Source organism: Streptomyces sp. NPDC001507, from assembly GCF_042894765.1.
Classification (GTDB): domain Bacteria; phylum Actinomycetota; class Actinomycetes; order Streptomycetales; family Streptomycetaceae; genus Streptomyces.
Map to the genome: position 1 here is coordinate 427,057 of NZ_JBIAVV010000011.1, position 25,251 is coordinate 452,307.

Annotated in this window: 24 protein-coding genes; 14 read left to right on the top strand and 10 right to left on the bottom strand. The window is 71.9% G+C overall.

The annotated features are described in order from the left end of the window. Window positions 1–11 precede the first annotated feature (11 nt). The 4 genes from cseB to ACFY0K_RS34100 form a co-directional block, all read right to left on the bottom strand. Window positions 12–716 (bottom strand): two-component system response regulator CseB, encoded by a 705-nt coding sequence (gene cseB, locus ACFY0K_RS34085; RefSeq protein ID WP_351960943.1) that lies wholly within the window; start codon window positions 714–716, stop codon window positions 12–14. A gap of 80 nt (window positions 717–796) precedes the next feature. After that, on the bottom strand, window positions 797–1,468 hold the full coding sequence (locus tag ACFY0K_RS34090; RefSeq protein ID WP_390643039.1) for a hypothetical protein: 672 nt from the start codon (window positions 1,466–1,468) through the stop codon (window positions 797–799). Then, on the bottom strand, window positions 1,456–1,995 hold the full coding sequence (locus ACFY0K_RS34095; protein ID WP_217559609.1) for a SigE family RNA polymerase sigma factor: 540 nt from the start codon (window positions 1,993–1,995) through the stop codon (window positions 1,456–1,458). The genes ACFY0K_RS34090 and ACFY0K_RS34095 overlap by 13 nt, the downstream gene beginning before the upstream one ends. 267 nt (window positions 1,996–2,262) lie before the next feature. After that, window positions 2,263–3,138, bottom strand: a complete 876-nt coding sequence (locus ACFY0K_RS34100) for an A/G-specific adenine glycosylase (protein ID WP_390643040.1) — start codon at window positions 3,136–3,138, stop codon at window positions 2,263–2,265. Between the two features lie 201 nt (window positions 3,139–3,339). On the opposite strand from ACFY0K_RS34100, the gene ACFY0K_RS34105 reads away from it, so the two are divergent. Further along, window positions 3,340–4,188, top strand: a complete 849-nt coding sequence (locus ACFY0K_RS34105; protein ID WP_390643041.1) for a hypothetical protein — start codon at window positions 3,340–3,342, stop codon at window positions 4,186–4,188. Between the two features lie 215 nt (window positions 4,189–4,403). On the opposite strand, the gene disA is transcribed toward ACFY0K_RS34105, so the two are convergent. Both disA and radA read right to left on the bottom strand, forming a co-directional pair. Continuing rightward, on the bottom strand, window positions 4,404–5,528 hold the full coding sequence (gene disA, locus ACFY0K_RS34110) for a DNA integrity scanning diadenylate cyclase DisA (protein ID WP_351960947.1): 1,125 nt from the start codon (window positions 5,526–5,528) through the stop codon (window positions 4,404–4,406). A gap of 80 nt (window positions 5,529–5,608) precedes the next feature. Continuing rightward, window positions 5,609–7,018, bottom strand: a complete 1,410-nt coding sequence (gene radA / locus ACFY0K_RS34115) for a DNA repair protein RadA (RefSeq protein ID WP_351960948.1) — start codon at window positions 7,016–7,018, stop codon at window positions 5,609–5,611. Between the two features lie 210 nt (window positions 7,019–7,228). On the opposite strand from radA, the gene ACFY0K_RS34120 reads away from it, so the two are divergent. Further along, window positions 7,229–8,932, top strand: coding sequence for a hypothetical protein (locus ACFY0K_RS34120; protein WP_390643042.1), 1,704 nt, complete (start codon window positions 7,229–7,231; stop codon window positions 8,930–8,932). Between the two features lie 52 nt (window positions 8,933–8,984). Here ACFY0K_RS34120 and ACFY0K_RS34125 read toward each other — a convergent pair whose 3' ends face one another. Next, window positions 8,985–9,842, bottom strand: a complete 858-nt coding sequence (locus tag ACFY0K_RS34125; protein ID WP_390643043.1) for a hypothetical protein — start codon at window positions 9,840–9,842, stop codon at window positions 8,985–8,987. 80 nt (window positions 9,843–9,922) lie between these two features. Between ACFY0K_RS34125 and ACFY0K_RS34130 the strand changes: the two genes are divergently transcribed. From ACFY0K_RS34130 to ilvD, 4 genes are all read left to right on the top strand, one after another. Beyond that, window positions 9,923–10,855: a Ppx/GppA family phosphatase gene (locus ACFY0K_RS34130; RefSeq protein WP_390643044.1), complete on the top strand. Its 933-nt coding sequence runs from the start codon at window positions 9,923–9,925 to the stop codon at window positions 10,853–10,855. Window positions 10,856–11,010: 155 nt separating this feature from the next. After that, complete coding sequence (locus ACFY0K_RS34135; protein WP_351496963.1) at window positions 11,011–11,841, top strand: sugar phosphate isomerase/epimerase; 831 nt, start codon at window positions 11,011–11,013, stop codon at window positions 11,839–11,841. Beyond that, window positions 11,838–12,461 carry a TetR family transcriptional regulator gene (locus tag ACFY0K_RS34140; protein WP_390643045.1) on the top strand — a complete coding sequence of 208 codons (624 nt, stop codon included), beginning with the start codon at window positions 11,838–11,840 and terminating at the stop codon, window positions 12,459–12,461. Before ACFY0K_RS34135 ends, ACFY0K_RS34140 begins: the two co-directional genes overlap by 4 nt. Window positions 12,462–12,629: 168 nt before the next feature. After that, window positions 12,630–14,483, top strand: a complete 1,854-nt coding sequence (gene ilvD / locus ACFY0K_RS34145; RefSeq protein ID WP_351960953.1) for a dihydroxy-acid dehydratase — start codon at window positions 12,630–12,632, stop codon at window positions 14,481–14,483. Between the two features lie 71 nt (window positions 14,484–14,554). Here the strand turns inward: ilvD and ACFY0K_RS34150 are convergent, their stop codons facing one another. Beyond that, window positions 14,555–16,684, bottom strand: coding sequence for a PQQ-binding-like beta-propeller repeat protein (locus ACFY0K_RS34150; RefSeq protein WP_390643046.1), 2,130 nt, complete (start codon window positions 16,682–16,684; stop codon window positions 14,555–14,557). A 180-nt stretch (window positions 16,685–16,864) separates the two neighbouring features. On the opposite strand from ACFY0K_RS34150, the gene ACFY0K_RS34155 reads away from it, so the two are divergent. From ACFY0K_RS34155 to proC, 7 genes are all read left to right on the top strand, one after another. Further along, complete coding sequence (locus tag ACFY0K_RS34155; RefSeq protein ID WP_390643047.1) at window positions 16,865–17,185, top strand: SH3 domain-containing protein; 321 nt, start codon at window positions 16,865–16,867, stop codon at window positions 17,183–17,185. Between the two features lie 54 nt (window positions 17,186–17,239). After that, the gene (locus ACFY0K_RS34160; RefSeq protein WP_390643048.1) at window positions 17,240–17,593 is read left to right on the top strand and encodes a hypothetical protein; all 354 of its coding nucleotides are present in this window, start codon (window positions 17,240–17,242) and stop codon (window positions 17,591–17,593) included. A 61-nt stretch (window positions 17,594–17,654) separates the two neighbouring features. Next, a complete protein-coding gene (locus tag ACFY0K_RS34165; protein WP_351960957.1) occupies window positions 17,655–18,161 on the top strand; it encodes an EamA/RhaT family transporter in 507 nt (168 codons plus the stop codon). A 75-nt stretch (window positions 18,162–18,236) separates the two neighbouring features. Next, a complete protein-coding gene (locus tag ACFY0K_RS34170; RefSeq protein ID WP_390643049.1) occupies window positions 18,237–19,058 on the top strand; it encodes a class I SAM-dependent methyltransferase in 822 nt (273 codons plus the stop codon). A 348-nt stretch (window positions 19,059–19,406) separates the two neighbouring features. Beyond that, complete coding sequence (locus ACFY0K_RS34175) at window positions 19,407–20,243, top strand: ABC transporter ATP-binding protein (protein WP_390643050.1); 837 nt, start codon at window positions 19,407–19,409, stop codon at window positions 20,241–20,243. Next, the gene (locus ACFY0K_RS34180) at window positions 20,240–21,028 is read left to right on the top strand and encodes an ABC transporter permease (RefSeq protein WP_390643051.1); all 789 of its coding nucleotides are present in this window, start codon (window positions 20,240–20,242) and stop codon (window positions 21,026–21,028) included. Before ACFY0K_RS34175 ends, ACFY0K_RS34180 begins: the two co-directional genes overlap by 4 nt. A gap of 68 nt (window positions 21,029–21,096) precedes the next feature. Further along, window positions 21,097–21,909, top strand: a complete 813-nt coding sequence (gene proC / locus ACFY0K_RS34185; protein WP_390643052.1) for a pyrroline-5-carboxylate reductase — start codon at window positions 21,097–21,099, stop codon at window positions 21,907–21,909. A 17-nt stretch (window positions 21,910–21,926) separates the two neighbouring features. Here proC and ACFY0K_RS34190 read toward each other — a convergent pair whose 3' ends face one another. Next, a complete protein-coding gene (locus tag ACFY0K_RS34190; protein ID WP_390643053.1) occupies window positions 21,927–22,592 on the bottom strand; it encodes a cysteine hydrolase family protein in 666 nt (221 codons plus the stop codon). An 87-nt stretch (window positions 22,593–22,679) separates the two neighbouring features. On the opposite strand from ACFY0K_RS34190, the gene ACFY0K_RS34195 reads away from it, so the two are divergent. Continuing rightward, window positions 22,680–23,723 carry a GlxA family transcriptional regulator gene (locus ACFY0K_RS34195; protein WP_390643054.1) on the top strand — a complete coding sequence of 348 codons (1,044 nt, stop codon included), beginning with the start codon at window positions 22,680–22,682 and terminating at the stop codon, window positions 23,721–23,723. On the opposite strand, the gene trpS is transcribed toward ACFY0K_RS34195, so the two are convergent. Then, window positions 23,624–24,688, bottom strand: coding sequence for a tryptophan--tRNA ligase (gene trpS, locus ACFY0K_RS34200; protein WP_390643055.1), 1,065 nt, complete (start codon window positions 24,686–24,688; stop codon window positions 23,624–23,626). The genes ACFY0K_RS34195 and trpS overlap by 100 nt on opposite strands. Between the last annotated feature and the right edge of the window lie 563 nt (window positions 24,689–25,251).

Below are 25,251 nucleotides of genomic sequence, written 5' to 3' on the forward strand. Positions count from 1 at the left end.
GACCGCCTCGCTCAGGCCTTCAACTTGTAGCCGAAACCGCGGACCGTCTCGATCCGGTCCTGGCCGATCTTGGTGCGCAGTCGCTGCACGTGGACGTCGACGACGCGGGTGTCCCCGCCCCAGCCGTAGTCCCAGACGCGTTCGAGCAGCTTGTCGCGGGAGAGCACGGTCCCCGGCGCCGAGGAGAACTCCAGGAGCAGCCGCATCTCGGTGGGCGTCAGCGCGACCGGCTGCCCGGCCCGGCGCACCTCCATGCCCTCGGTGTCGATCTCCAGGTCGCCGAAGGTGAGCAGGCCGCCCGTCGCCTCCGCCGCGTCCTCGTGCGGCTTCTCGCCGCCGCTCGCGTGCCCGAAGCGGCGCAGCACCGCCCGGATCCGGGCGACCAGGACGGCCCCGTCGAACGGCTTGGTGACGTAGTCGTCGGCGCCCGCCTCCAGGCCCAGCACCACGTCGATCGAGTCGGCCCGCGCCGACAGCATGATCACCGGGACGGTCGACTCGTCGCGGATGCGCCGGCACAGGCTCACCCCGTCCAGGCCCGGGACCATCACGTCCAGCAGGGCGATGTCGGGCCGGTCGGCGCGGAAGGCCTCCAGGCCCGACAGGCCGTCGGGCATGGCGGTGACCGCGAAGCCGTCCCGCTCCAGGGCGAGCTGGGTGGCCTCGCGGATGACGTCGTCGTCCTCGACGAACAGGACGTGGGTCTGGTCTGCCATCCCGGCTCTCTCGGTGGTCGGTGGTCGGTGGTCGGTGGGGGGATCAAGTGGGTACGGCCGGTACGGCCGGTGCGGCTGGTTCAGCCGGCCGCGGAGGGCACCGGCGTGGGCTCGTCGCCGCTGCCGGACGCGTTGCCGTAGTCGGTGTGGTGGAAGTCCTCCTGGACGAAGCGTCCCCCGGACCAGCCGTAGGTGATCACGTTCTCGCCGGAGGGGCTCGACACCGGGTCGCCCTTCTCGTACACCTGCTTGGTCACGCTCAGGTCGCCCCGGTCTATCTCCGCGTAGACCGGGGACTCCTCCGCCTTGAAGACGTTCTTGTACGCGCCGCTCTCCCTGCGGTAGACGTACGCCCCGACCCCGACCGCGTCCCCGCAGGTCAGGACGTTCACCACGATGTCCTCGACCGGGCCGCCGGTCAGATCGCCGTACGTCACGTCGACGGGGTACTCGTCGCCCGAGCACGGCTTCAGGTCCCGTTTGACCGTGCCCGAGACCGCCGGGTCGGCCTTCACCAGGGCGACCGCGTCGACCTTCTCGTACGTCTGCGACGGGTTGGGTGAGGGGGACTTGGCGGCCGGGGCGGGCGCGACCGAGCCGGCGTGCGCCGGGCCCTCGTCACGGGCTCCGGTGCCGCCGGTGCCGCACGCCGCGGCGAAAAGGGCGACGGCGGCGAGCACGACCGTCGCCGTGATCACCGCCTGTGCACTCGCCGGGCCCCTGCTGGACCCCGTGCCGGTCAGGCCGCGCAACGCTCCCGCTCCTCACGCTCCAGCGCGCGTGCGTCGAGGTCGCGTGACTCCAGCTCCTCGCGGAGCCGGGCGAGCGCCCGGTGCAGCGTGCTCTTGACCGTTCCGGCCGACATGCCGAGGGCGGCGGCCGTCTCCTCCGTGGACATCTGCTCCCAGTGTCGCAGCACCACGACACTGCGCTGCTTCGGAGCCAGCACCTTCATGATGTCCATGAGGAGAGCGCGGTCCGCGTGCTGCTCGGTGGAGTCCTCCACGCACGCGTCGGGCAGCTGCTCGGTCGGGACCTCCTCCAGCTTCCGGGCCCGCCACCACTCGGTGCGCGTGTTGATCATGACCCGGCGCAGGTAGGCGTCCGCGAGCTTCTTGTCCTCGATGGTCTCCCAGCGGCCGTACGTCCGGACCAGAGCCGTCTGCAGCAGATCCTGGGCGTCCGTCGGGTCGGGGACCAGCCGGCGGGCGCTGCGCAGCAGCGCGTCCTGTCGAGTGCGGACGTACTCCTCGAATTCGAGCACCTCGCCCTGCGCCATGATCAACCGCCTCCCGATCCCCGTTTTCCCCGGCCCTGTGCCTGAGTTACTGCCGTCCCGCGGTCCTGGCGGGCACAGAAACGAAGCTACGGACCCGTTGTCACGGGGCTGTGCGGAGCAGCCTGCGGGTAGCAATCAGCTGTCCGTCGGTTGTGTAACGGAAGTAGGTTCGGGGTAAGCGGGCGCAGTCTTATGCCCGAGTATGTAGGTATTTGCCGCACGGATGGGGCCGTAACAGAGCCCCGTCTCCTGTGATGTGCCTGTACGTCAGCTCAGCGGAAGCCGGTACAGGCCGCCCGCGAGCGGCTCCACCAGCCCGTCCGAGACCAGCCCGTCCAGCGCGCGGGCCCGCTGCACCGGCTCGTGCCACACCCGGTCGAGCGCCGTCTGCGGCACCGGCGCGTGCGCCTCCCGCAGGACGGCCAGCAGCTTGCCGCGCACCTGCCGGTCGGTACCGGCGTACGTCTGCCCGCGCCGTGGCGGCCCGTCGTGCTCGGGCTTGCCCGCCAGCCGCCAGGCACACTCCCCGGCGATCGGGCACCGCTGGCACGTCTCGTTCTTCGCCGTGCACACCAGCGCGCCCAGCTCCATCGAGGCGGCGGCCCAGCGGGCGGCGGTCTTCTCGTCCGGGGGCAGCAGCTCGCGGGCGAGCTTGCGCTCGGCGGCGGTGGTGGCGTTCGGCGGGTACTGCACACCGGTCACCGCCCGCGCGAACACCCGCCGCACATTGGTGTCCAGGACGGCGTGCCGCTGCCCGTACGCGAACGAGGCCACCGCGGCGGCGGTGTACTCGCCGATGCCCGGGAGCGCGAGCAGCTGCGCGTGATCCGTCGGTACGTCGCCGCCGTGCCGTTCCGTTATGGCGACGGCGGCGCCGTGCAGCCGCAGAGCGCGGCGCGGGTAGCCGAGCCGGCCCCAGGCGCGGACCGCCTCACCGGGTGCCTCCGCGGCGAGGTCAGCGGGGCGCGGCCAGCGGGCCAGCCACTGCTCGTACACGGGCAGGACCCGGTTCACCGGGGTCTGCTGCAGCATGAACTCGCTGACCATCACACCCCACGGGCCCGCCTCCGGGCGGCGCCAGGGGAGGTCGCGGGCGTGGGCGTCGAACCAGGCGATCACAGGGGTGTGAAGCTTCTCAGTCATGGCACTTCCGATCCTGCCACGTCCGGCGACGGGTGGGGTGGACGTGGTTCGCGGCGAGGGCGCGGCGGGGTCGGGTTGACACCGCGCCCGGCGAAGGGTGGCCGTGCCGACGGGAGTTGCCGAAATGATGATCCGGAAAAGTTGAGGTTTGGGCGGCGGGTGGGGCGAGGAACTGCACGGATCTCTCGTACAGTTTGCGCCGTGGGATCTCTGCGCAATCCGGTCGGGCCGCTTCCCTCCTCCATCTACTGGCGACGGAGGGTCGTCATGGTGTCCGTGGTCGCCGTGCTGGCGCTGCTGATCGTCTGGATCGTCACGTCCGGCGGCGGAGGCGGCAAGAAGGGCGACAACGGGGCGAACGGCAAGAATCCCGTGTCCACGATCACGCCGGGTCCGTCGGGCAGCGGTCCGGCGATCAGCCAGGCACCGGGCGGCCGGGACGGGTCGGGCGGCAGCGGTTCGGGGGGCGGTTCCGGTTCGAGCCCCGGTTCGACGTCCGGTTCCGGTGACGCCGGCGGGAGTTCGGCCGGCTCGGGCGGCGACACGTCCGGCAGTTCGGGCGGTTCGGGCGGTTCCTCCGGCTCGGGGAACGACGTGACGTCCGGGTCCGGCGGTACGGTCGCCTCGCTGCCGGGGACCTCCTCGCTGCCCAACTGCACCGCCGGTTCGGTGGCGTTGACGCTGCGGAGCCTGCACAACTCGTACTCGCCCGAGCAGACGCCGACCTTCGAGTTCACCGCGAAGAACACGTCGTCCAGCGACTGCAAGATCGACCTCGGGCCGAAGAGTGCGGTGCTGACCATCACGCAGGCCAGCGCGGACGACACCTACTGGTCGTCGGCGGACTGCCCGAAGGCGGCGGGGAGCCGGTGGTACCGGGTGCCGTCCGGGAGCAGCATCACGTACACCCTGAAGTGGGACCGGAAGCCGAGCGCCCCCCAGTGTGCGACGCCTCCGGCGGGGTCGGCCGGGGCGGGCACGTATCTCCTGGAGGCGACGGCCCCGGGGTACGCCAAGGCCCAGGCGTCCTTCGTGCTGGCGGCGGACTAGCGCCCCGTAAGGGGCGCTGGGGGCACCCCCGGCCGAAGGCTGGGGGAGGAACTGCGCGACCAGCCCCACGGCCCGCGGCCGACTGCGGCACGCCTGCCCGCAGCTGTGGAGGACACGGCTGGGGAACGCCCCAAGGGGGCGCGAGGCACTGCGCGACCAGCCCCATCCGGCCCGCAGTCGCCGCAGAACGCAGCGCCCCGAGCTAACCGGCGAACTCAGACATACCGCTCAAGAATCGACGACTCCGCCAGCCGCGACAGGCCCTCGCGGACGCTGCGGGCGCGGGCCTCGCCGACGCCGTCCACGGTCTGCAGGTCGTCCACGCTCGCGGCGAGCAGCTTCTGGAGGCCCCCGAAGTGCTCGACCAGCCGGTCGATGATCGCCCCCGGCAGCCGCGGCACCTTCGCCAGCAGCCGGAAGCCGCGCGGCGACACCGCCGAGTCCAGCGCCTCCGGCGATCCGGTGTACCCCAGCGCCCGCGCCACCGTGGGAAGTTCCAGCAGCTCCGCGTGGCTCAGAGCGTCCAGCTCATACAGCGCCTCGTCGACCGTGCGGGAGCGCTTCGCCGTCGGCTCGGGGACGTAGTCCCGGACCACCAGCTCACGCTCCGGCTCCACCCCGGCGATCAGCTCGTCCAGCTGGAGGGCGAGCAGCCGCCCGTCGGTGCCCAGTTCGACCACGTACTCGGCGATCTCCGTGGCGATCCGGCGGACCATCTCGAGGCGCTGGGCGACCGCCGACACGTCGCGGACCGTCACCAGGTCCTCGATCTCCAGCGCCGACAGCGTCCCCGCGACCTCGTCCAGGCGGAGCTTGTACCGCTCCAGGGTCGCCAGCGCCTGGTTCGCGCGGGACAGGATCGCCGCCGAGTCCTCCAGGACGCGGCGCTGCCCCTCGACGTACAGCGCGATCAGCCGCATCGACTGGGAGACCGAGACCACCGGGAACCCGACCTGTTTGGAGACGCGGTCCGCCGTGCGGTGGCGGGTGCCGGTCTCCTCCGTGGGGATCGTCGCGTCGGGCACGAACTGCACGCCCGCCCGGAGGATCTTCGACAGGTCGGAGGAGATCACGATGCCGCCGTCGAGCTTGCACAGCTCGCGCAGCCGGGTCGCCGTGAACTCGACATCCAGGACGAATCCGCCCGTGCACATCGACTCGACCGTCTTGTCGAAGCCGAGGACGATGAGTCCGCCCGTGTTGCCGCGGAGGACCCGCTCCAGGCCGTCCCGCATGGACGTGCCCGGAGCCACGGCGCTCAGCGAGGCGCGCATCAGGCCATCGGAACCGGCACTCCCACCGGACTTTCCGGGAGCTCCTGCCCGGTCGTTGGCTGCCACTGCACTCCTCCGGTCGCAGGTTCTGAGGCGCTGCCGTCCCCGCACTCGGTTCGTACGGACGGGCGAGACCAGGGCAAAGTCTACCGGCGCTCCTCCGCCTCCCGTGGGGCCTCTCGGCGACGGGAGCGCGGCAGCACCCGCAGCGCGTCCCCCATGTCGGCGACTTCCAGGACCTTCATGCCCGCCGGGATCTTGCCGGGATCACCCGGTACGAGCGCGTGCGTGAAGCCGAGCCGGTGCGCCTCCGCGAGCCTGCGCTGGACCCCGGTGACCCGTCTGACCTCGCCCGCGAGGCCGACCTCGCCGATGGCGACCAGGTTCTTCGGGAGCGGGGTGTCGCTGGCGGCGGAGGCCAGCGCGAGGGCGATGGCCAGGTCGGCGGCGGGCTCCGAGAGCTTCACCCCGCCGACCGTCGCGGAGTAGATGTCCCGCTTGCCGAGCGCGCTGATCCGCCCGCGCTGCTCCAGGACGGCCAGCATCATCGAGACGCGGGAGGTCTCCAGGCCGGACGTGGTCCGGCGGGGGGAGGGAATCTGAGTGTCCACGGTCAGCGCCTGGACCTCGGCGACCAGGGGGCGGCGGCCCTCCAGGGTGACGGTCAGGCAGGTGCCCGGAACCGGTTCGTCACGCCGGGTCAGGAAGAGTCCGCTCGGGTCGGTGAGGCCCGTGATGCCCTCGTCGTGCAGTTCGAAACAGCCGACCTCGTCGGTGGCGCCGTAGCGGTTCTTGACGCCCCGGACCAGGCGCAGCCGGGCGTGCCGGTCGCCCTCGAAGTGCAGGACGACGTCCACGAGGTGTTCGAGGAGCCGCGGACCCGCGATCGCGCCGTCCTTGGTGACGTGGCCCACGAGGAGCGTGGACATGCCCCGCTCCTTCGAGGCGCGGATGAGGGCGCCGGCCACCTCGCGGACCTGGGCCATGCCGCCCGGGGCGCCGTCGATCTCCGGGGAGGCGACCGTCTGGACGGAGTCCAGGATCAGCAGCGACGGCTTCACCGCGTCCAGGTGGCCGAGGACGGCGGCGAGGTCGGTCTCCGCGGCGAGGTAGAGGTGGTCGTCGATGGCGCCGATGCGGTCGGCGCGCAGCCGGACCTGGCTCGCCGACTCCTCGCCGGTGACGTAGAGCGTGCGGTGCTGGTCGCTGGCCGCCTTGGCGGCCACGTCGAGCAGGAGGGTGGACTTGCCGACGCCGGGCTCGCCGGCGAGCAGCACCACCGCGCCGGGGACCAGGCCGCCGCCGAGGACCCGGTCCAGCTCCGGCACGCCGGTGGTGCGGGCGGTTGCCTGCCGGCCGTCGACCTGGCCGATGGGCACGGCGGAGGTGGTGACGCGGCCGGGGGCCGTCGTGCGGACCGCGGGCGCGCCGTACTCCTCGACCGTCCCCCACGCCTGGCACTCGGCACACCGGCCGAGCCACTTGGCCGTCTGCCAGCCGCACTCGGTGCAGCGGTACGACGGACGGTCCTTCGCGGTCTTGGTACGGGCAGCCATGCGGAAACCGTAGCCCCCGCCACTGACAGTGGGGCCACGGTGGCCCGCGTGACGGGTGTGGGTGGACCGGTCTCGGCCAGCTGGGGACGGGTACGAGCCCGGGTGGAACAGGCTCCTGTCCCCGATTGAGGGATCGTTTCACCCGTACGGATTAAAAGAGCTCAAGCCGCCAGAAGGGGCCATACTGCGCCGCCTACGGTCGCACGGGTGATGAGCAGCAGTCCGGAGACCTCGGCCCGAACGATCGGCGCACACCGGGCGCACCGGGAGGCGCGCACGGCGCGTGACCGCGCGGCGGCGCGTGCGCTGGCGCAGCGACCGCCGACCCGCTACGAGCCGTACCTGGACGGGCTGTTCACCTACTGCCTCTCGGTGCTGTGCGACCACGACGCGGCCACCGCCGCGCTGGGCGACGTCCTCGCCCTCGCCGAGCGGCGCGGCCAGCGCGTTCCGGAGGCCGCCGGGGACCGCAGGGCCTGGCTGTACGCACTGGCCCGCTGGGCCTGTCTGCGCGGGCTCGCCCAGGCCAAGCAGAAACGTCAGGCCACCCACGCGGCGGGCCGGCACCCCGCCCCCGCCGCCGACCCCGTGGTCCCCGCCGACACCCAGGAGGAGCGGCGCCGCGAACTCGCCCTGCTCGCCTGGCCGGAAGCCGCCGGCACCACCCCCGAGCAGCGCGAGGCGCTCGAACTCGCGGTACGCCACCACCTGGCCGCCCACGAGGTCGCCGCCGTCCTCGGCATGGACCTGGCCGGTGCCCGGGAGCTGCTCGCCTCCGCCGCCTGCGAGGTCGAACGCACCCGCGCCGCCCTCGCCGTCGTCGAGACCGGCGGCTGCCCGAGCGTGTCCCACCTCACCGGCGACAGCCAGCTGGTCCTCAGCAGTGCCCTGCGCCGTGAACTGGTCCGGCACGTCGACGACTGCCCGCGCTGCCGCCGTACCGCCGAGCGCGCCGCCCCCGGCCGGTGGCCCGGCGCGATGACCACGCCCGCCGAGCTGCCCGTCCTGGAGGCGCCCCGCGCGGCCCTGCACGTGGCCATGGCGCACCAGCCACGCGCGCGTGGCGCCGCCGCCCCGCGCTTCGACCGGCGCGGCTTCCCGATGGACCCCAAGGACCACGCGGCCCGCCGCGACCGGCTACGCGCGCGTGCCGTCACGACGACCGTCGTCGCCACGGTGGTGGCCGCCCCGGTGCTGGCCCTGTGGGCGGCGTACCGGGGCTCGCCCGCGGGGGAGGGGCACGACGGGCCGTCCGTGACCGCGCGGGAGGCCGCAGGACCCGACGCGCTCGACGGCGACACGGGCGGGGGCTACCAGAACGCCGGCAACGCCAGCACCAGACCCGGGCCCCGCATCGGCAAGGACGGCAAGGCCGACGTGTCGGTGGAGGTGATCGGCGTCACGGGAGCCGACCGGAGGAAGGTCGGTGCCGCGCACCTCGCCGTGACCGCCGCGAACGACGGCGACACGACCCTGATCACGCTCACGGCGTCCGGGGGCGCGGCGATGCGGTGGTCGGTGTCCACCTCGGCGGACTGGCTGTACTTCTCCAGGCCGTCGGGAACGCTCCGGCCGGGCGAGACGTTCACGATCAAGGTGTACGTCGATCACCTGCGGGAGCCGGCCGGGCGCTGGAGCGCGCGGGTGGCGGTGGCGCCGGCGGGGGCGGTGGTGTCGATCGACGGCTACGGGATGGCCCCGCCGACGCGCCGGGGACCGAAACCGCCCCCTGCGGGGGGGCCGACACCGACACCGACGGCAACCGACCCGACGACCCAGCCGACAGCACCGCCCACCGACCCACCGACCTCACCTTCGCCCACACCGACCCCCACGGACTCCGACACCGCGAGCCCGACGCCACCGGCTTCACCGACAGACCCCGGCAGCCAAACCCCGCCACCGGCTTCGTGAGTGCCGCGGGGCCCGCTACGGACTGCGGGTCCGCGCAGTTCCCCGCGGGGCGTCAGCCCACCGGGTCGGCCGGGTGCGGTGCCACCAGTGGGAGCTGGGAGGCGAGGCGTGCCTCGCACAGCTCGGCCAGCCGGTCGTAGCCGGCCTTGCCCATCAGTTCGGTCAGTTCCGGGCGGTAGGACACATAGACCGGGTCGCCCGCGCCGTGTGCCGAGGTCGCCGAGGTGCACCACCAGTGCAGGTCGTGGCCGCCCGGACCCCAGCCCCGGCGGTCGTACTCGCCGATCGAGATCTGCAGGACCCGCGTGTCGTCGGGGCGGTCGATCCAGTCGTACGTCCGGCGGATCGGGAGCTGCCAGCAGACGTCCGGCTTGGTCTCCAGCGGCTCGCGGCCCTCCCGCAGCGCCAGGATGTGCAGCGAGCAGCCGGCGCCCGCGGCGAAACCGGGGCGGTTCTGGAAGATGCAGGAGCCCTGGAACGGGCGGGTCTGGCGGGAGCCCTCCTCGTCCTCCGCGATCCAGCCGCCCCGCGTGCCCTCGTCGTGGTGCTGCCAGATCTCCGGCGTGAGCCTCGCCACATGATCGGCGACCCGCTTCTCGTCGTCCTCGTCGGAGAAGTGCGCGCCCAGCGTGCAGCAGCCGTCGTCCGCGCGGCCCGCCTCGATGCCCTGGCAGCCGCTGCCGAAGATGCAGTTCCAGCGCGAGGTCAGCCAGGTCAGATCACAGCGGAACACCTGCTCGTCGTCGGCCGGATCCGGGAACTCCACCCAGGCCCGTGCGAAGTCGAGACCCTTCTCGTCCGCGGCGAGAGTGGTCTTCGGCGGCTTCGACTGCTTCGGTGGCTTCGCCCGCGAAGAACCGTCGGCTGATTTGGCGGCCTTGTGGTCCTTCGTCTTTTTCGTCTTTGGCACCCGTCCAGGGTAAGTCGCCGGCGGCCACTCCGGGGACTGCTCGGGGACCCCTGTCAGCAGTGTTCCGTACAGTTCCGTACATGAGACTCGGTGTCCTCGACGTGGGATCCAACACAGTGCATCTGCTGGTGGTGGATGCGCACCCCGGCGCGCGCCCGCTGCCGGCGCACTCGCACAAGGCGGAGTTGCGCCTTGCCCAACTCCTCGACGGCAACGGGGCGATCGGCCCCGACGGCATCGAGAAACTGGTCGGTGTCGTCAACGGCGCCCTCCAGGCCGCGGAGGACAAGGGCGTCGAGGACCTGCTGCCGTTCGCCACCTCCGCCGTGCGCGAGGCCACCAACGCGGACGAGGTCCTCGCGCGCGTGCAGGCCGAGACCGGTGTCGAGCTCCAGGTCCTCAGCGGTGCCGAGGAGGCCCGGCTGACCTTCCTCGCGGTCCGCCGCTGGTTCGGCTGGTCCGCCGGAAAGCTGCTGGTCCTTGACATCGGCGGCGGCTCCCTGGAGATCGCGTACGGCATCGACGAGGAACCCGACACGGCCGTCTCGCTGCCGCTCGGCGCCGGCCGGCTCACCGCCGGCTGGCTCCCCGGCGACCCGCCGTCCTCCGACGACATACGGGCACTGCGCCGCCACGTGCGCGCCGAGATCGCCCGTACGGTCGGCGAGTTCACCCGCTTCGGCGCCCCCGACCACGTGGTCGCCACGTCGAAGACCTTCAAGCAGCTGGCCCGCATCGCCGGCGCGGCCCGCTCCGCCGACGGCCTCTACGTCCAGCGGGAACTCAAGCGGGACTCCTTGGAGACCTGGGTCCCGAGGCTGGGGGCCATGACCACGGCCCAGCGCTCCGCACTCCCGGGAGTGTCCGAGGGGCGGTCGGGCCAGCTGGTGGCGGGTGCGCTGGTGGCGGAGGCCGCGATGGACCTCTTCGAGGTGGAGAGCGTGGAGGTGTGCCCGTGGGCGCTCAGGGAGGGCGTGATCCTGCGGCGCCTTGACCACATGGGTTCCGCTTGAGCGCCCCGAAAGGAGCGCGGGGCCGTATGCGGCATGCGGCTCCGCCGAGTGGGCGCGGCAAGCCGCGAAGGCGCCGCACGCGCCGACGCGACCCTCGTCACAACGGCGAGTAGGCGCCCCCTTCCCACTCCTCCTCACCCCGTAACCTGTCCCTCGTGGCAAACCCAAGGGACGTCGTCCGCATCCCGGATGCGAAGGTCGCGCTCTCCACGGCCTCCGTCTATCCGGAGTCGACGGCGACGGCCTTCGAGATCGCCGCGCGCCTCGGTTACGACGGCGTCGAGGTCATGGTCTGGACCGACCCGGTCAGCCAGGACATCGAGGCGCTGCGCCGGCTGAGCGACTACCACCGCATCCCCATCCTCGCCGTTCACGCCCCCTGTCTGCTGATCACCCAGCGGGTCTGGTCCACCGACCCCTGGGTCAAGCTCCAGCGGGCCCGGGCCGCCGCCGAGAAGCTGGGCGCGAGCACGGTCGTCGTGCACCCACCGTTCCGCTGGCAGCGCCAGTACGCCCGCGACTTCGTCGAGGGGATCTGGCGCATGGCGAACGAGACGGACGTGCGGTTCGCGGTGGAGAACATGTACCCGTGGCGCTACCGCGACCGCGAGATGCTCGCGTACGCCCCCGACTGGGACGTCACCAAGGACGACTACCGGCACTTCACGATCGACCTCAGCCATGCCGCGACGTCCCGCGTCGACGCGCTCGCCATGCTGGACCGCATGGGCGGCCGGCTCGGCCACGTCCACCTCGCCGACGGCCGCGGCTCCGCCAAGGACGAGCACCTGGTGCCAGGACGCGGCACCCAGCCCTGCGCCGAACTGCTGGAGCGGCTCGCGGTCACCGGCTTCGACGGCCATGTCGTCATCGAGGTCAACACCCGGCGCGCGATGTCCGGCGCGGAGCGCGAGGCCGACCTCGCGGAGGCCCTGGCCTTCACCCGGCTGCACCTGGCCTCGGCGGTGAAGGTGCCCCGCCGGTGAGCGACACCCCGGCCGGAGGCGGTGCGGGTACCCGGCGCCGCGGCCGCCCCCCGCGTGCCGAGTCGGCCGACACCCGGGAGCGTATCCTCGTCGCCGCCCGCGAGGAGTTCTCCGAACACGGCTACGAGAAGACGTCCGTACGTGGCATCGCCAAGGCCGCCGGGGTCGACTCCGCCCTGGTCCACCACTACTTCGGCACCAAGGAACAGATCTTCGAGGCCGCCATCGCGGTCGCCTTCGCCCCCACGCTCAACGCGCCCGCCGCCATCGCCGACGGCCCGCCGGACGGCGTCGGCGAGCGTCTGACTCGGTTCATCTTCGGCATCTGGGAGAACCCCACCACCCGTAAGCCGCTCCTCGCGATCGTCCGCTCCGCCGTCAACAACGAGACGGCCGCCGCCGTCTTCCGCCGGCTGGTCGCCGCCCAGCTGCTGCGCCGGCTCGCGGAGCAGCTGGGACACCCCGACGGAGAGCTGCGGGCCGAGCTGGCCGCGGCGCAGCTGGTGGGATGCGCGATGCTGCGCTACGTGATCAAGCTGGAGCCGCTGGCGTCCGCGGACCTGGAGCAGATCGTGGCCAGGATCGCCCCGGTGGTGCAGGGGCATCTGACCGGTCCGTGAGCCCGGCCGTGATCCTCGACTCGTCATCCCTGCGCGTGCGAGACCCTGCCCGTGCGAGACCCTGCCCGTGCGAGACGCGCGTCCCGCATTCCGGACACCTCGTCCCGAGGCCTGAACAACGGGCGTACGCTCGTTAGCAGCCCTATCTGTCTGAAGGAGCGAGCGACGATGCCCGAGCTGAGGTCCCGCACAGTCACCCACGGCCGCAACATGGCGGGCGCCCGCGCCCTTATGCGCGCCTCCGGTGTACCGGGTGCGGACATCGGCCGCAAGCCGATCATCGCCGTCGCGAACTCGTTCACGGAGTTCGTGCCGGGCCACACCCATCTCCAGCCGGTCGGCCGGATCGTCTCCGAGGCGATCAAGGAGGCCGGCGGCATCCCGCGCGAGTTCAACACGATCGCCGTGGACGACGGCATCGCGATGGGCCACGGCGGCATGCTGTACTCCCTGCCCTCCCGCGACCTGATCGCGGACAGTGTCGAGTACATGGTGGAGGCGCACTGCGCCGACGCCCTGGTCTGCATCTCCAACTGCGACAAGATCACCCCGGGCATGCTCATGGCCGCCCTGCGCCTGAACATCCCGACGGTCTTCGTCTCCGGCGGCCCCATGGAGGCCGGCCGCGCGACCCTCGTGGACGGCACGGTCCGCACCCTCGACCTGATCGACGCGATGGTCGAGGCGGCGAACGAGAACGTCTCCGACGAGGACGTCCTCAAGATCGAGGAGAACGCCTGCCCGACCTGCGGCTCCTGCTCCGGCATGTTCACCGCCAACTCGATGAACTGCCTGACGGAGGCGATCGGCCTCTCCCTCCCCGGCAACGGCTCGGTGCTGGCCACCCACACGGCCCGCAAGCAGCTCTACGTCGACGCGGCCCGCACGGTCATGGACCTGACCCGCCGCTATTACGAGCAGGACGACGAGACGGTCCTGCCGCTGAACATCGCGACCTTCGCCGCGTTCGAGAACGCGATGGCCCTGGACATCGCGATGGGCGGCTCCACGAACACGATCCTCCACCTGCTGGCCGCCGCCCAGGAGGCGGGCGTCCCCTTCGGCCTGGAGGAGATCAACGAGGTCTCGCGCCGGGTGCCCTGCCTGGCCAAGGTGGCCCCGAACGTCGCGAAGACCCGCACGTACTACATGGAGGACGTGCACCGCGCCGGCGGCATCCCCGCCCTCCTCGGCGAGCTGCACCGCGGCGGCCTCCTCAACGAGGACGTGCACTCCGTCCACAGCCCGTCCCTCGCGGACTGGCTGAAGACGTGGGACGTGCGCGGCGGCTCCCCGTCCCCCGAGGCGGTCGAGCTGTGGCACGCGGCCCCCGGCTGCGTCCGCTCCGCCGAGGCGTTCTCCCAGTCAGAGCGCTGGGAGGCGCTGGACGAGGACGGGGCGGAGGGCTGCATCCGCAACGTCGAGCACGCGTACTCCAAGGACGGCGGCCTCGCGGTCCTCAAGGGCAACCTCGCCGTCGACGGCTGCGTGGTCAAGACGGCCGGCGTCGACGAGTCGATCTGGACCTTCGAGGGCCCCGCGGTCGTCTGCGAATCGCAGGAAGAGGCCGTGGAGAAGATCCTCAACAAGCAGGTCACCGACGGCGACGTCGTCGTGATCCGCTACGAGGGTCCCAAGGGCGGCCCCGGCATGCAGGAGATGCTCTACCCGACGTCCTTCCTCAAGGGCCGCGGCCTCGGCAAGACCTGCGCGCTGATCACCGACGGCCGCTTCTCCGGCGGCACCTCGGGCCTCTCCATCGGCCACGCCTCCCCGGAGGCGGCCTCCGGCGGCACCATCGCCCTCGTCGAGGACGGCGACCGCATCCGCATCGACATCCCGAACCGCACGATCGAGCTCCTCGTCGACGAGGCCGAACTGTCCCGCCGCGAGCAGGCCCTGAACGGCGTGTACGCCCCGAAGAACCGCGACCGCAAGGTCTCCGCGGCCCTGCGCGCCTACGCCGCGATGGCCACCAGCGCCGACAAGGGCGCGGTCCGCGACGTGACGAAGCTGGGCTGAACCACACCGCAAGCAGGCAAGGGGCAAGGGGCCGCCTCCCGCACGGAGGCGGCCCCTTCTTTCCGGCGCCGCTACCAGTCGCCGGGATCCCCCGCGTCCACGGCGAAGACGGTGCCGTCGGGGGCGGTGGCGTAGACGTGGGAGTCGAGGAGCAGGGGGGCGGGCAGGGCGGCGGTGACCTGGCCCGCGTTCGTGCCGAGGCGCGCGGGGGTCTGGCCGACGAGGGTTCCCCTGCGTCTGTCGACGGCGAGCAGGCGTCCGTCGGCGGCGGTGAAGTAGACGTGCCGGTCGTCGGCCACGGGCGCCGATCCCCGGCTCACCGACGTCTGGAGCTCCCAGAGCTGTTTGCCGCTCTCCAGGTCGACGGCCTCCAGAGAGCCGCCGGCGGACAGCAGATAGACGACGTCGCCGCGGACCGTGGCACCCGGAGCCACCCGGGGAACGGGCAGCGCCACCCGGCGGGTCGCCTGCGCCTCCGGTGTGTAGCGCACCACCGCGTCCGTCTCCCCGGCGGTGGTGTCCACGGACAGCAGGAAGAGGGACCCGCCCGCGCTTCCGACCGGCCTCAGATCCCCCGCCATCCTGACTTTCCAGCGCTTGGCCCCGGTGACCGGATCCAGCGCGGTGACCTGGGTGCCCGTCCCGTCGGCGGCGGTGCCGGCCGCGTACACCAACGGGTCCCCGGCGAACGAACTCAGGGACGGCGTGCCGCCGCCCGAGACGGGCAGGGTCCACCTGCTCCGGCCGGACCTGCTGTCCATGCCGGTGATCACCCCGTTGGCCCCCACGGCCAGCAGCATGCTCTTGGTGAACTCCATGACCTGGTTCGCGGGCATGTCCTGCTTCCAGCGCGACGCACCCGAGGCGGGGTCGAGCGCCTCCACCTTCCGGCCGCCGTGTGTCGGCAGCAACAGGAGGCCGCCGGACAAGTACGGCGAGCCGCTCGTACGTTCGTCCGCGACCCTGTGCCGCCACAGCAGCCGGCCGTCCGCCGGATCGAAGGCGGAGGCCAGACCGGACCGGAAGCACAGCACCTTCCCCGCACCGGCGACGCACTGGGGCATCCCCGAACCGCCCTTGGCCACCCCCTCCGCTTGCCACGCCTCGAACGCGGCCGTGGAGCCGTGCACCGTGCTGCCCACCGGCGTCGGATCGCCGCCCCCGAGCCACAGTGCCGAGGCGACCACACCCCCAAGGACCAGGACGCCGGCCCCGACGGCGACGGCCATGCGCCGCATCGTGGTCTTCCGCGCCTTCCCCGCCTTCGCCTTCTGCTCGGGCACTGCGGCAGACGACTCCTCCTCCGGTGAGTCCCCGTCGCCGTCGTCGACCATGACCCGCTGTGCCGGTATGAACGCCTGCGTGTCGTACGACGCGGACAACGACCGCAGTTCCCGCATCAGTTCGTCGGGCGTCGGCCGGTCCTCGGGCTCCTTGGCGAGGCACCGCAGCACCACCGGAGCGAGTTCCTCCGGTACGCCGGTGAGGTCGGGCTCGTCGTGCACGACCTGGTAGGCGACGACGTACGGGCTGTCGGAGTCGAACGGCCCCCGCCCCGTCGCCGCGTGCACCAGCACCGACCCGAGCGCGAAGATGTCGGCGGCGAACCCCACTTCACGCGGCCGCCGGAACTGCTCCGGCGCCATGAACGGCGGAGTACCGATCAACTTCCCGGTCTCGGTCCGCAGTTCGCTGTCTTTCGGCCGGGAGATGCCGAAGTCGATCACCTTGGGACCGTCATCGGCGAGCAGCACGTTGCTCGGCTTCAGATCCCGGTGCACCACACCGACCCTGTGAATGTCGCGCAACGCCTCCGCCAGTCCGGCCATCAGCCGGCGCAACTGGGCAGGAGGCATCGGACCGCTCCGCTTCACGTGCTCGGAAAGGGTCGGGCCGGGGATGAAGAGGGTGGCCATCCAGGGCCGTTCGGCCTCGGGGTCGGCGTCCACGACGGGGGCGGTGAAGGCGCCGCTGACCTTGCGCGCGGCGGCCACCTCCTGCCGGAAACGGCCCCTGAACTCACGGTCCTTGGCGTACTGGGCATGCACGACCTTCACCGCGAGCTTCAGCCCCGAGGTGCTGCGGGCAAGGTGCACCACGCCCATACCACCGGAGCCGAGGCACGACTCCAGACGGTAGTGCCCGGCATACTCGGGAAGTTCCGCTTCCGCGCCCGCTCCGGTGTTGCGCTGTGGCGTCAAGGGACCACCCCCGTGCTGTTTCCGCGGAGCGCGACTCACGGAGCCTAGTCGATGACTCGTACGAGACAGAGGCGGCTTGCTAGCCTCCGCGTGCGAGTTACGGACATGTGTTTCGCGGCTCGAATGAGGGGAATCAACGGGACTCCATGGAACTCATGGGGCCAGTGGGGGGAGCGGTACATGTCTGTCGATCACGTGCAGGAAGCCGAGAACAGCGGCGAGGGGGAGGCCGTCTCGACGCTGGCCGCAGCCGTCAAGACGTACGCGGTCGCCCCGGGCGTCCGCCTCAACGTCCGCAGCGGTCCCGGCACGAGCTACGCCATCACGCGGACCCTTCCCGAGGGCACCCGCGTCCCGATCTTCTGCCAGACCCCCGGCACGACGGTGTCGGGCTACTACGGCACGTCCAAGATCTGGGACAACATCGACAACGGTGAATACGTCTCGGATGCCTACATCAACACCGGCAGCGACGGCTACGTGGCCGACCGCTGCGCCTGATCCTGTTTCGCGATCTGGTTTCGCGATCCGGTCTTCGGACTCCGGAGGACTCGTATGACATCGCTCAGACGCAGATCCATCCTCTTGTCGGCGGCAACCACCGGCAGTGCCTTCCTCATGCTCCTAGGCACCGCCGCCACGGCGAACGCTGCCGCGACCGTCCGCTACTACCCCATCGCCCCGGGCGTCCGCCTGAACGTCCATGACGGGCCGGGCACCAGCTACAGCATCACCCGCGCCCTGCCCGAGGGCGCCCAGGTGCCGATCTACTGCCAGACCCCGGGTTCGACCGTGTCCGGCTACTACGGCACCTCGAACATCTGGGACAACATCAGCAACGGCGAATTCGTCTCGGACACCTACGTCCACACGGGCAGCGACGGTTATGTAGCCGACCGCTGCGCCTGACCCGACCGGTCCGACCCGACCCGACCCGGAGCCCGCGGGCCCCCGGCGCCATAATCGTCCCGTGAGCGACGAACCAGGCACCCCGGACACCCCCGCGGGCTCCACCGGCGGGCCCCGCCCCGAGCCCCTCCGTTTCTTCGGTACGTCCTGGGTGAACCACGACGACGGCTACACCGCCCGCCGGATCGGCGTGGCCGTGGGCTCACTGGCCGCCGCCGTCGGCTCCTGCCTGGTCCTGCGCCTCGCCTACGAGGGCGTCCAGCTCGCCGACACCGGCGCCTTCGTGACCGTCCTCGTCGTCGCGATGTTCGCCATCTGCAGCGCCCTGGCCTTCCGCAACACCTGGGAGTCCTTCGGCAAGCGCCCCGACCCCGAACGCCAGGCCTCCCTGCGCGGCCTCCTGGCCATCGGCTTCGTCGGCTCGCTCCTCGCCTACTTCTTCCGCTCCCTCGCCGAGGCCCCCGGCGAGAAACTCCACCGCGCCGAGTACGACACCGCCGTCCGGGAACACGAACGCCGCACCACCCGCCGCTCGGGCAACCCGTCGAAGAAGAAGCGGAAGTCCTGAGGCCGGCGCACCGGATCCGGCCCACCTCTCGGACATCCCTGTCATCCCCGCCCCGCCCCCGGGGACCATGGCCGCATGACCACAGGCCAGTCGCAGTCGCACCCCCGGAACCCGGGCCCGAACCCGACCCCCGCCCCCTCCCACGCCGCACGCGCGCGCTCCTTCAACGCCGCCGCGGCCCAGTACGCCGCGAACCGCCCCTCCTACCCGCCCGCTCTCCTGGACGCCGTCGAGGAGGAGGCCGGCCGCTCCCTCACGGGCGCCCGGGTGGTCGACGTCGGCGCGGGCACCGGCATCGCGACCGCCCTCCTGCACACGCGCGGCGCCGAGGTGATCGCGGTGGAGCCGGGGGAGGGCATGGCGGCGCAGTTCCACGCCACCCGCCCCGGCATCCCGATCGTCCGCGGCAACGGCGACGCCCTTCCGCTCGCCGACGCCACCGCGGACTTCGTCACCTACGCCCAGGCCTGGCACTGGACCGACCCGGCCCGCTCCGTGCCGGAGGCGCTCCGCGTGCTGCGTCCCGGCGGGGCGCTGGCGCTGTGGTGGAACACCAGCGCCCTCGACGTCGGCTGGATCGCCGACGCCTCCGAACGCATCAGCCGGTTCTTCGGCATCGACAACGCGTTCGAGCAGCGCAAGGGGGCCGACCGCACCGAACTCGCCGACCCCAGCGGCAGGCTCCGCTTCACGCGCCGCGAGGTCCGCTGGAGCCGCCGGGTCCCGGTCGACACCCACCTCGCCAACATCGGCAGCCACTCGGCGTTCCTCGTCACCTCCGAGGCCCGCCGCACCGAGTTCCTCGCGGCGGAACGCGCCCACCTCCTGAAGATCTTCCCGGACGGCGTCGTCGAAGAGACGTACGACGTCCTCCTCCTCGTAGCGCTCAACGCCTGAGCGCTCCCGACGACACCGGCCCGCGGCAGCGACTCGGCCGTGGGCCGGTGGGGGTCGATCGCGCAGTTCCTACTCCAGCCTTCGGCCGGGGGTGCCACCAGCGCCCCTTGCGGAGCACGTCCCGGCCGCCCGCAGCGCCCCTTGCGGAGCACGTCCCGGCCGCCCCCAGCGCCCCTTAGGGGCACGTCCCAGCCCTCGGCAGTCGTGCCGTTGAGGGCTGCCCGGGCGGGCGCGGGCGGCACCCGGCCAGCGCCGGTAAAGCCTCCCTGCCTCCCCGCCACCGCCTTGCCCCGGCCCTGCCACGCCCTCCCCTTGACGACCCACTCCCTCCCGAGCATTATTCATCGCATGGTGAATTACTCGCCGGAGCCGCCCCAGGCCCCCGGTAACCCAGCCCTGCCCCCCGCCGTCCAGGCCGCCGGACTCACCGCGGTCCGCGGACCCCGCACCGTCCTGCGCGGACTCGACTTCACCGTCCCGCGCGGCCAGATCACCGGCCTCCTCGGCCCCTCCGGATGCGGCAAGTCCACCCTGATGCGCTCCATCGTCGGCACCCAGGCCAAGGTCACCGGCACCCTGAACGTCCTCGGCCGCCCGGCCGGACACCCCTCCCTGCGCACCCGCATCGGCTACGTCACCCAAGCCGCCTCCGTCTACGACGACCTGACCATCCGCCAGAACCTCGACTACTTCGGCGCGATCCTCGACCCCACCCGCCCCACCGCCGCCCGTCGCGCCGACGTCGACCGTGTCCTCGGCGAAGTCGACCTCGCCGACCACGCCGACGCCCTCGCCGGCAATCTCTCCGGCGGCCAGCGCAACCGTGTCTCCCTCGCCGTAGCCCTGCTCGGCAGCCCCGAACTCCTCGTCCTCGACGAACCCACCGTCGGCCTCGACCCCGTCCTGCGCCGCGACCTCTGGAACCTCTTCCACTCCATCGCCGCCAGCCGCGGCGCCACCCTCCTCATCTCCTCCCACGTCATGGACGAGGCCGAACGCTGCCACCGCCTCCTCCTCATGCGCGAGGGCGAGATCCTCGCTGGGGGCACCTCCCGGCCGGAGGCTGGGGGAGACACCCCCGAGGCCCTGCGCACCCGCACCGGCTCCGACACCGTCGAGGCCGCCTTCCTCCACCTCGTCGACGAAGCCGCCGCCAACTCCCGCACGAAGGAAACGGCACGATGACCACCCAGACCACGACCACCACCGCCGACACCATCCCCGTCGGCGCCCTGAACCTCTCCCGGACCACCGCAACCGCCGCCCGCGTCCTGCGCCAGCTCCGCCACGACCCCCGCACCATCGCGCTGCTGATCCTCATCCCCTGCCTGATGCTGGTCCTGCTCCGCTACGTCTTCGACGGCAGCCCGCACACCTTCGACAACATCGGCGCCTCACTCCTCGGCATCTTCCCGCTCATCACGATGTTCCTGGTGACCTCCATCGCCACCCTCCGCGAACGCACCTCGGGCACCCTCGAACGACTCCTCGCCATGCCCCTCGGCAAAGCCGACCTCATCGCCGGCTACGCCCTCGCCTTCGGCATCCTCGCGATCATCCAGTCGGCCCTCGCCACCGGCCTCGCCGTCTGGCTCCTCGGCCTCGACGTCACCGGCTCCCCCTGGCTCCTGCTCCTGGTCGCCCTGCTCGACGCCCTGCTCGGCACGGCCCTCGGTCTCTTCGTCTCGGCCTTCGCGGCCTCGGAATTCCAGGCGGTCCAGTTCATGCCCGCGGTGATCTTCCCCCAGCTCCTCCTCTGCGGCCTCTTCACCCCCCGCTCCGAGATGCACCCCGCCCTCGAAGCCATCTCCGACGTCCTGCCCATGTCCTACGCCGTCGACGGCATGAACGAGGTCCTCCACCACACCGACATGACCGCCACCTTCGTCAGGGACGTCCTGATCGTCGCCGGCTGCGCCCTGCTGGTCCTGGCCCTGGGAGCAGCCACCCTGCGGCGACGCACCGCGTAACCCGCCGCCGGCGTCCGTCCAGCGGACAACCGGCCCCCGCCCGCACCCCCGGTGCCAGACTGAACCGCATGAGTCAGAAAGTCGCAGTCCTCGGCACCGGCAAGATCGGCGAAGCCCTGCTCAGCGGAATGATCCGCGCCGGCTGGGCCCCTGCCGACCTCCTGGTCACCGCCCGCCGCCCCGAACGCGCCGAAGAACTCCGCGCCCGCCACGGAGTCACCCCGGTCACCAACCCCGAGGCCGCGAAGACCGCCGACACCCTGATCCTCACGGTCAAGCCCCAGGACATGGGCACCCTCCTCGACGAACTCGCCCCGCACCTCCCTGCCGACCGCCTGGTCATCAGCGGCGCCGCGGGCATCCCCACCTCCTTCTTCGAGGAACGCCTCGCCACCGGCACCCCGGTCGTCCGCGTCATGACGAACACCCCCGCCCTCGTCGACGAGGCGATGTCCGTCATCTCCGCCGGCACCCACGCCACCGAGGCCCATGTCGCCCACGCCGAGGAGATCTTCGGCGCCGTCGGCAAGACCCTCCGGGTACCCGAGTCCCAGCAGGACGCCTGCACCGCCCTCTCCGGCTCGGGCCCGGCGTACTTCTTCTACCTGGTCGAGGCCATGACCGACGCCGGCATCCTGCTCGGCCTGCCCCGCGACAAGGCCCACGACCTCATCGTCCAGTCCGCGATCGGCGCCGCCGTGATGCTCCGCGACAGCGGCGAACACCCCGTCAGACTCCGCGAGAACGTCACCTCGCCCGCCGGCACCACCATCAACGCCATCCGCGAACTGGAGAACCACGGCGTCCGCGCCGCCCTCATCGCCGCCCTCGAAGCCGCCCGCGACCGCAGCCGCGAACTCGCCTCCGGCAAGAAGGACTGACGGCCCCCCGGGGGTGGTCACCGCGCCGCCGCCACGATCTCCCTCGTGGTCAACACCCGCGCGAAGCCACCCCCGTGCAGGGACACCGCCGACGCCTGCGCCAGCTCCTCCGCACCGCGCCGCCAGCCGAACGGCCCCACCAGGTCGAAGGTGTACGTCGCGTCGTACGCCACCAGCACGTCGTACCCGAGGTTCCCGCCCATCCGGGCCGTCGTCTCGACACACATGTTGGTCTGGATCCCGGCCAGCACGATCTGCCCGACGCCCTGCCCAGTCAGCCAGGCCCCCAGATCCGGCGCCCCTAGAAACGCCGAGTTCACGGACTTCGTGACCAGCAGCTCGGCACCGCCCCCTCCGGCAGCCCCTTTCCCTCTCCTCTCCGCCACGTACTCCTTGAAGTCGTTCCCCTCCTGCCCCGGCCGCAGCGGGGACCCCGGCTTCGACGAGTCGTGCCGGACGAAGACCACCGGCCGCCCGGTCTCCTGCCACACGTCGATGAGCGCGGCGATGTTCCCATCGGCCCCGGGGTTGTTCCGCGGCCCCCAGAAGCCGAGCTCCTCGAAGCCCTTCTGCACGTCGACGACCACCAGAGCCGCGTCGGCGGCGACGGCAGGCACCGAGTTCCCCGCGGTTACCGAGTTCTCCGAGTTGAGCGAGTTCTCCGTGGTCTGCGTGCTTTCCATGTCGTTTCCCATGGGCACGATCCTGTCGCCGTGGGCCGCCACGCCCCAGAGCGGCAAAAGCCAGCGATCGATGGTTTACTGCCAGCCATGCCGACCACGGCCCCCGCACAGCGCATCGCCCTCGTCGCCTTCCCCGGCGTCCGAGCCTTCGACGTCTCCGTCATCACGGAGGTCTGGGGCGCCGACCGCACCGACCGCGGCGCCCCCGCCTTCGACCTGCGCAGAGTCGCCGTGGACAGCACCCCCATCCCGATGCGCGGCGGCCTGGCCCTGCACCCCGACCGCACCCTCGCCTGGCTCGACCGAGCCGATCTCGTCGTCGTCCCAGGCCTCGACGACGACCTCACCCCCGCACCCACCCCCGTTCTCGACGCACTCCGCCGCGCGCACGCCCGCGGCACCACCCTCGCCGCCCTCTGCGGCGGCGCCTTCACCCTCGCCCAGGCCGGCCTGCTCGACGGCCGCCGCGCCATCACCCACTGGAACCTGATCGACCTCCTCCGCACCCGGCACCCCCGCATCACCGTCGTCCCCGACGCCCTCTTCATCGAGGACGACAACATCTGGACCGCCGCCGGCACGGCCGCCGGCATCGACCTCTGCCTCCACCTCGTCCGCCGGACCCACGGCGCCGAAGCCGCTGCCACCATCGCCCGCTCGATGGTCACCGCCCCCTTCCGCACGGGCACCCAGGCACAGTTCATCGAGCACCCCACCCCACGCGCCGACCGTGACGCCGACACCCTTGCCGCCGTCCGTGAACACGCCTTGCGCCACCTGCACGAACCACTGACGGTCGCCGACCTGGCCGCGCACGCCGGCATGTCCCCGCGCAGCTTCGCCCGCCACTTCACGGCGGAGACCGGCACGACCCCGCTCCGCTGGCTCCTCGACCAGCGCCTCGCCGCGGCTCAGAAACTCCTCGAACGCACCGACCTGCCCATGCCCGAGATCGCCCGCCGGGCCGGGTTCGGCAGCGAGGTCACCATGCGTCAGCACTTCGCATCGCGCCTCGCCACCAGCCCCCGCGCCTACCGCGCGGCGTTCAACGCCGGCTCGGCCGTCACCGCGCCCGAGACGGTGCGCGAGTCCGAGACGGTGCCCGGCGGCAACAGCCCGATCGCCCGGTAAGCCGTATCGACGATCGGCCGGGCGATCGCCCGGGCCTTCTCCGCCCCATGCCGCAGCACCCCCTCCACATATCCAGGATCGGCACACAACTCCTTGTGCCTGGCCCGCACGGGCCTGAGCGTCTCCAGGACCGCCTCCGCGGTGGCCTGCTTCAGCGCGCCGTACGAATCGTGAACGGTAGCCAGTGACTCAGGGTTCCCACCCGTGCACGCAGCGAGGATCTCCAGCAGATTCGCGACCCCGGGCCGCTCCTCCCTGTCGTACACGACCTCCCGCCCGCTGTCCGTCACGGCCCGCATGACCTTCTTCCGGATCACGTCCGGCTCGTCGAGCAGATAGACGATCCCGGGACCGGAGTCGTCGCTCTTGCCCATCTTCGACGTCGGATCCTGCAGGTTCATCACCCGCGCCGCCACCGTCGGCACGGTCGCCTTCGGCACCACGAACGTGTGCCCGTACCGCTGGTTGAACCGCACCGCCAGATCCCGCGTCAGCTCCACGTGCTGCGCCTGGTCGTCCCCGACCGGCACCTCGTCCGCCCGGTACGCCAGGATGTCCGCCGCCATCAGCGCCGGGTACGTCAGCAGGGACAGCCGCACACCTCGCCCCCGCGCCCCCTCGCTGGCGACCTTCTCCTTGTACTGGATCATCCGCCGCATCTCACCGTCGGTCGCCACGCACTCCATGACGTACGACAGCCGGGTGTGCTCGTCGACATGGCTCTGCACGAACACGGTGCACAGCTCCGGATCCAGCCCCGCCGCCAGCAGCAGCGTCGCCGCCTGCCGGGTGAGCCTGCGCAGCCGGGCCGGATCGTGGTCCACGGTCATGCCGTGCAGATCGACGACGCAGAACAGCGCGTCGGACCGGTGCTGGTCCACGGCAGCCCACTGCCGCATCGCCCCCAGGTAGTTCCCCAGTGTCAGGTGCCCGGTCGGCTTGATCCCGCTGAAGACCCGTGTCATTCCCTCTCCACCTCCTGGTCGAGGCCGCCGTCCCCGGCGGCCGGCCCTCAGGGGTTCTGGAGGGAGATACACGAACGGCCGCCGAAGCGGCGGCCGTTGAATACGTACGTGAGGGCGGCCGCCGTCAGGCGGGCCACCACTGCTGGGAACACGTACGCGTAGTCATGGCGCCCACCATACGCCGCCGGGGTGCCGTCCCGCCGCGAGTTGACACGCCCCAACCGGATACGTACTGTTCTCCGAGTTGTCCGACGTGAGCGCCGACCCCGGTCGGTCCCCGGACAGCCACTCCGCAAGTACCTACCGGCAATCGGCGATACGTCGTCGACGGCTTCTGCGTGCGTATTTACGGAATGAGGAATCCACGTTCGAAAGGACGCGGCCCCCGATTAGCTCGGAGGCCGGGAATCCGCTAAAGTCTCACTCGTCGGAACGGCCCAACAGCCGCGAAGGCGACACCCGCTGACCGGGAATCAGACGCCGAAAGGATCTGATAGAGTCGGAACCGCCGGAAAGGGAAACGCGAGAGCGGGAACCTGGAAAGCACCGAGGAAATCGGGTCG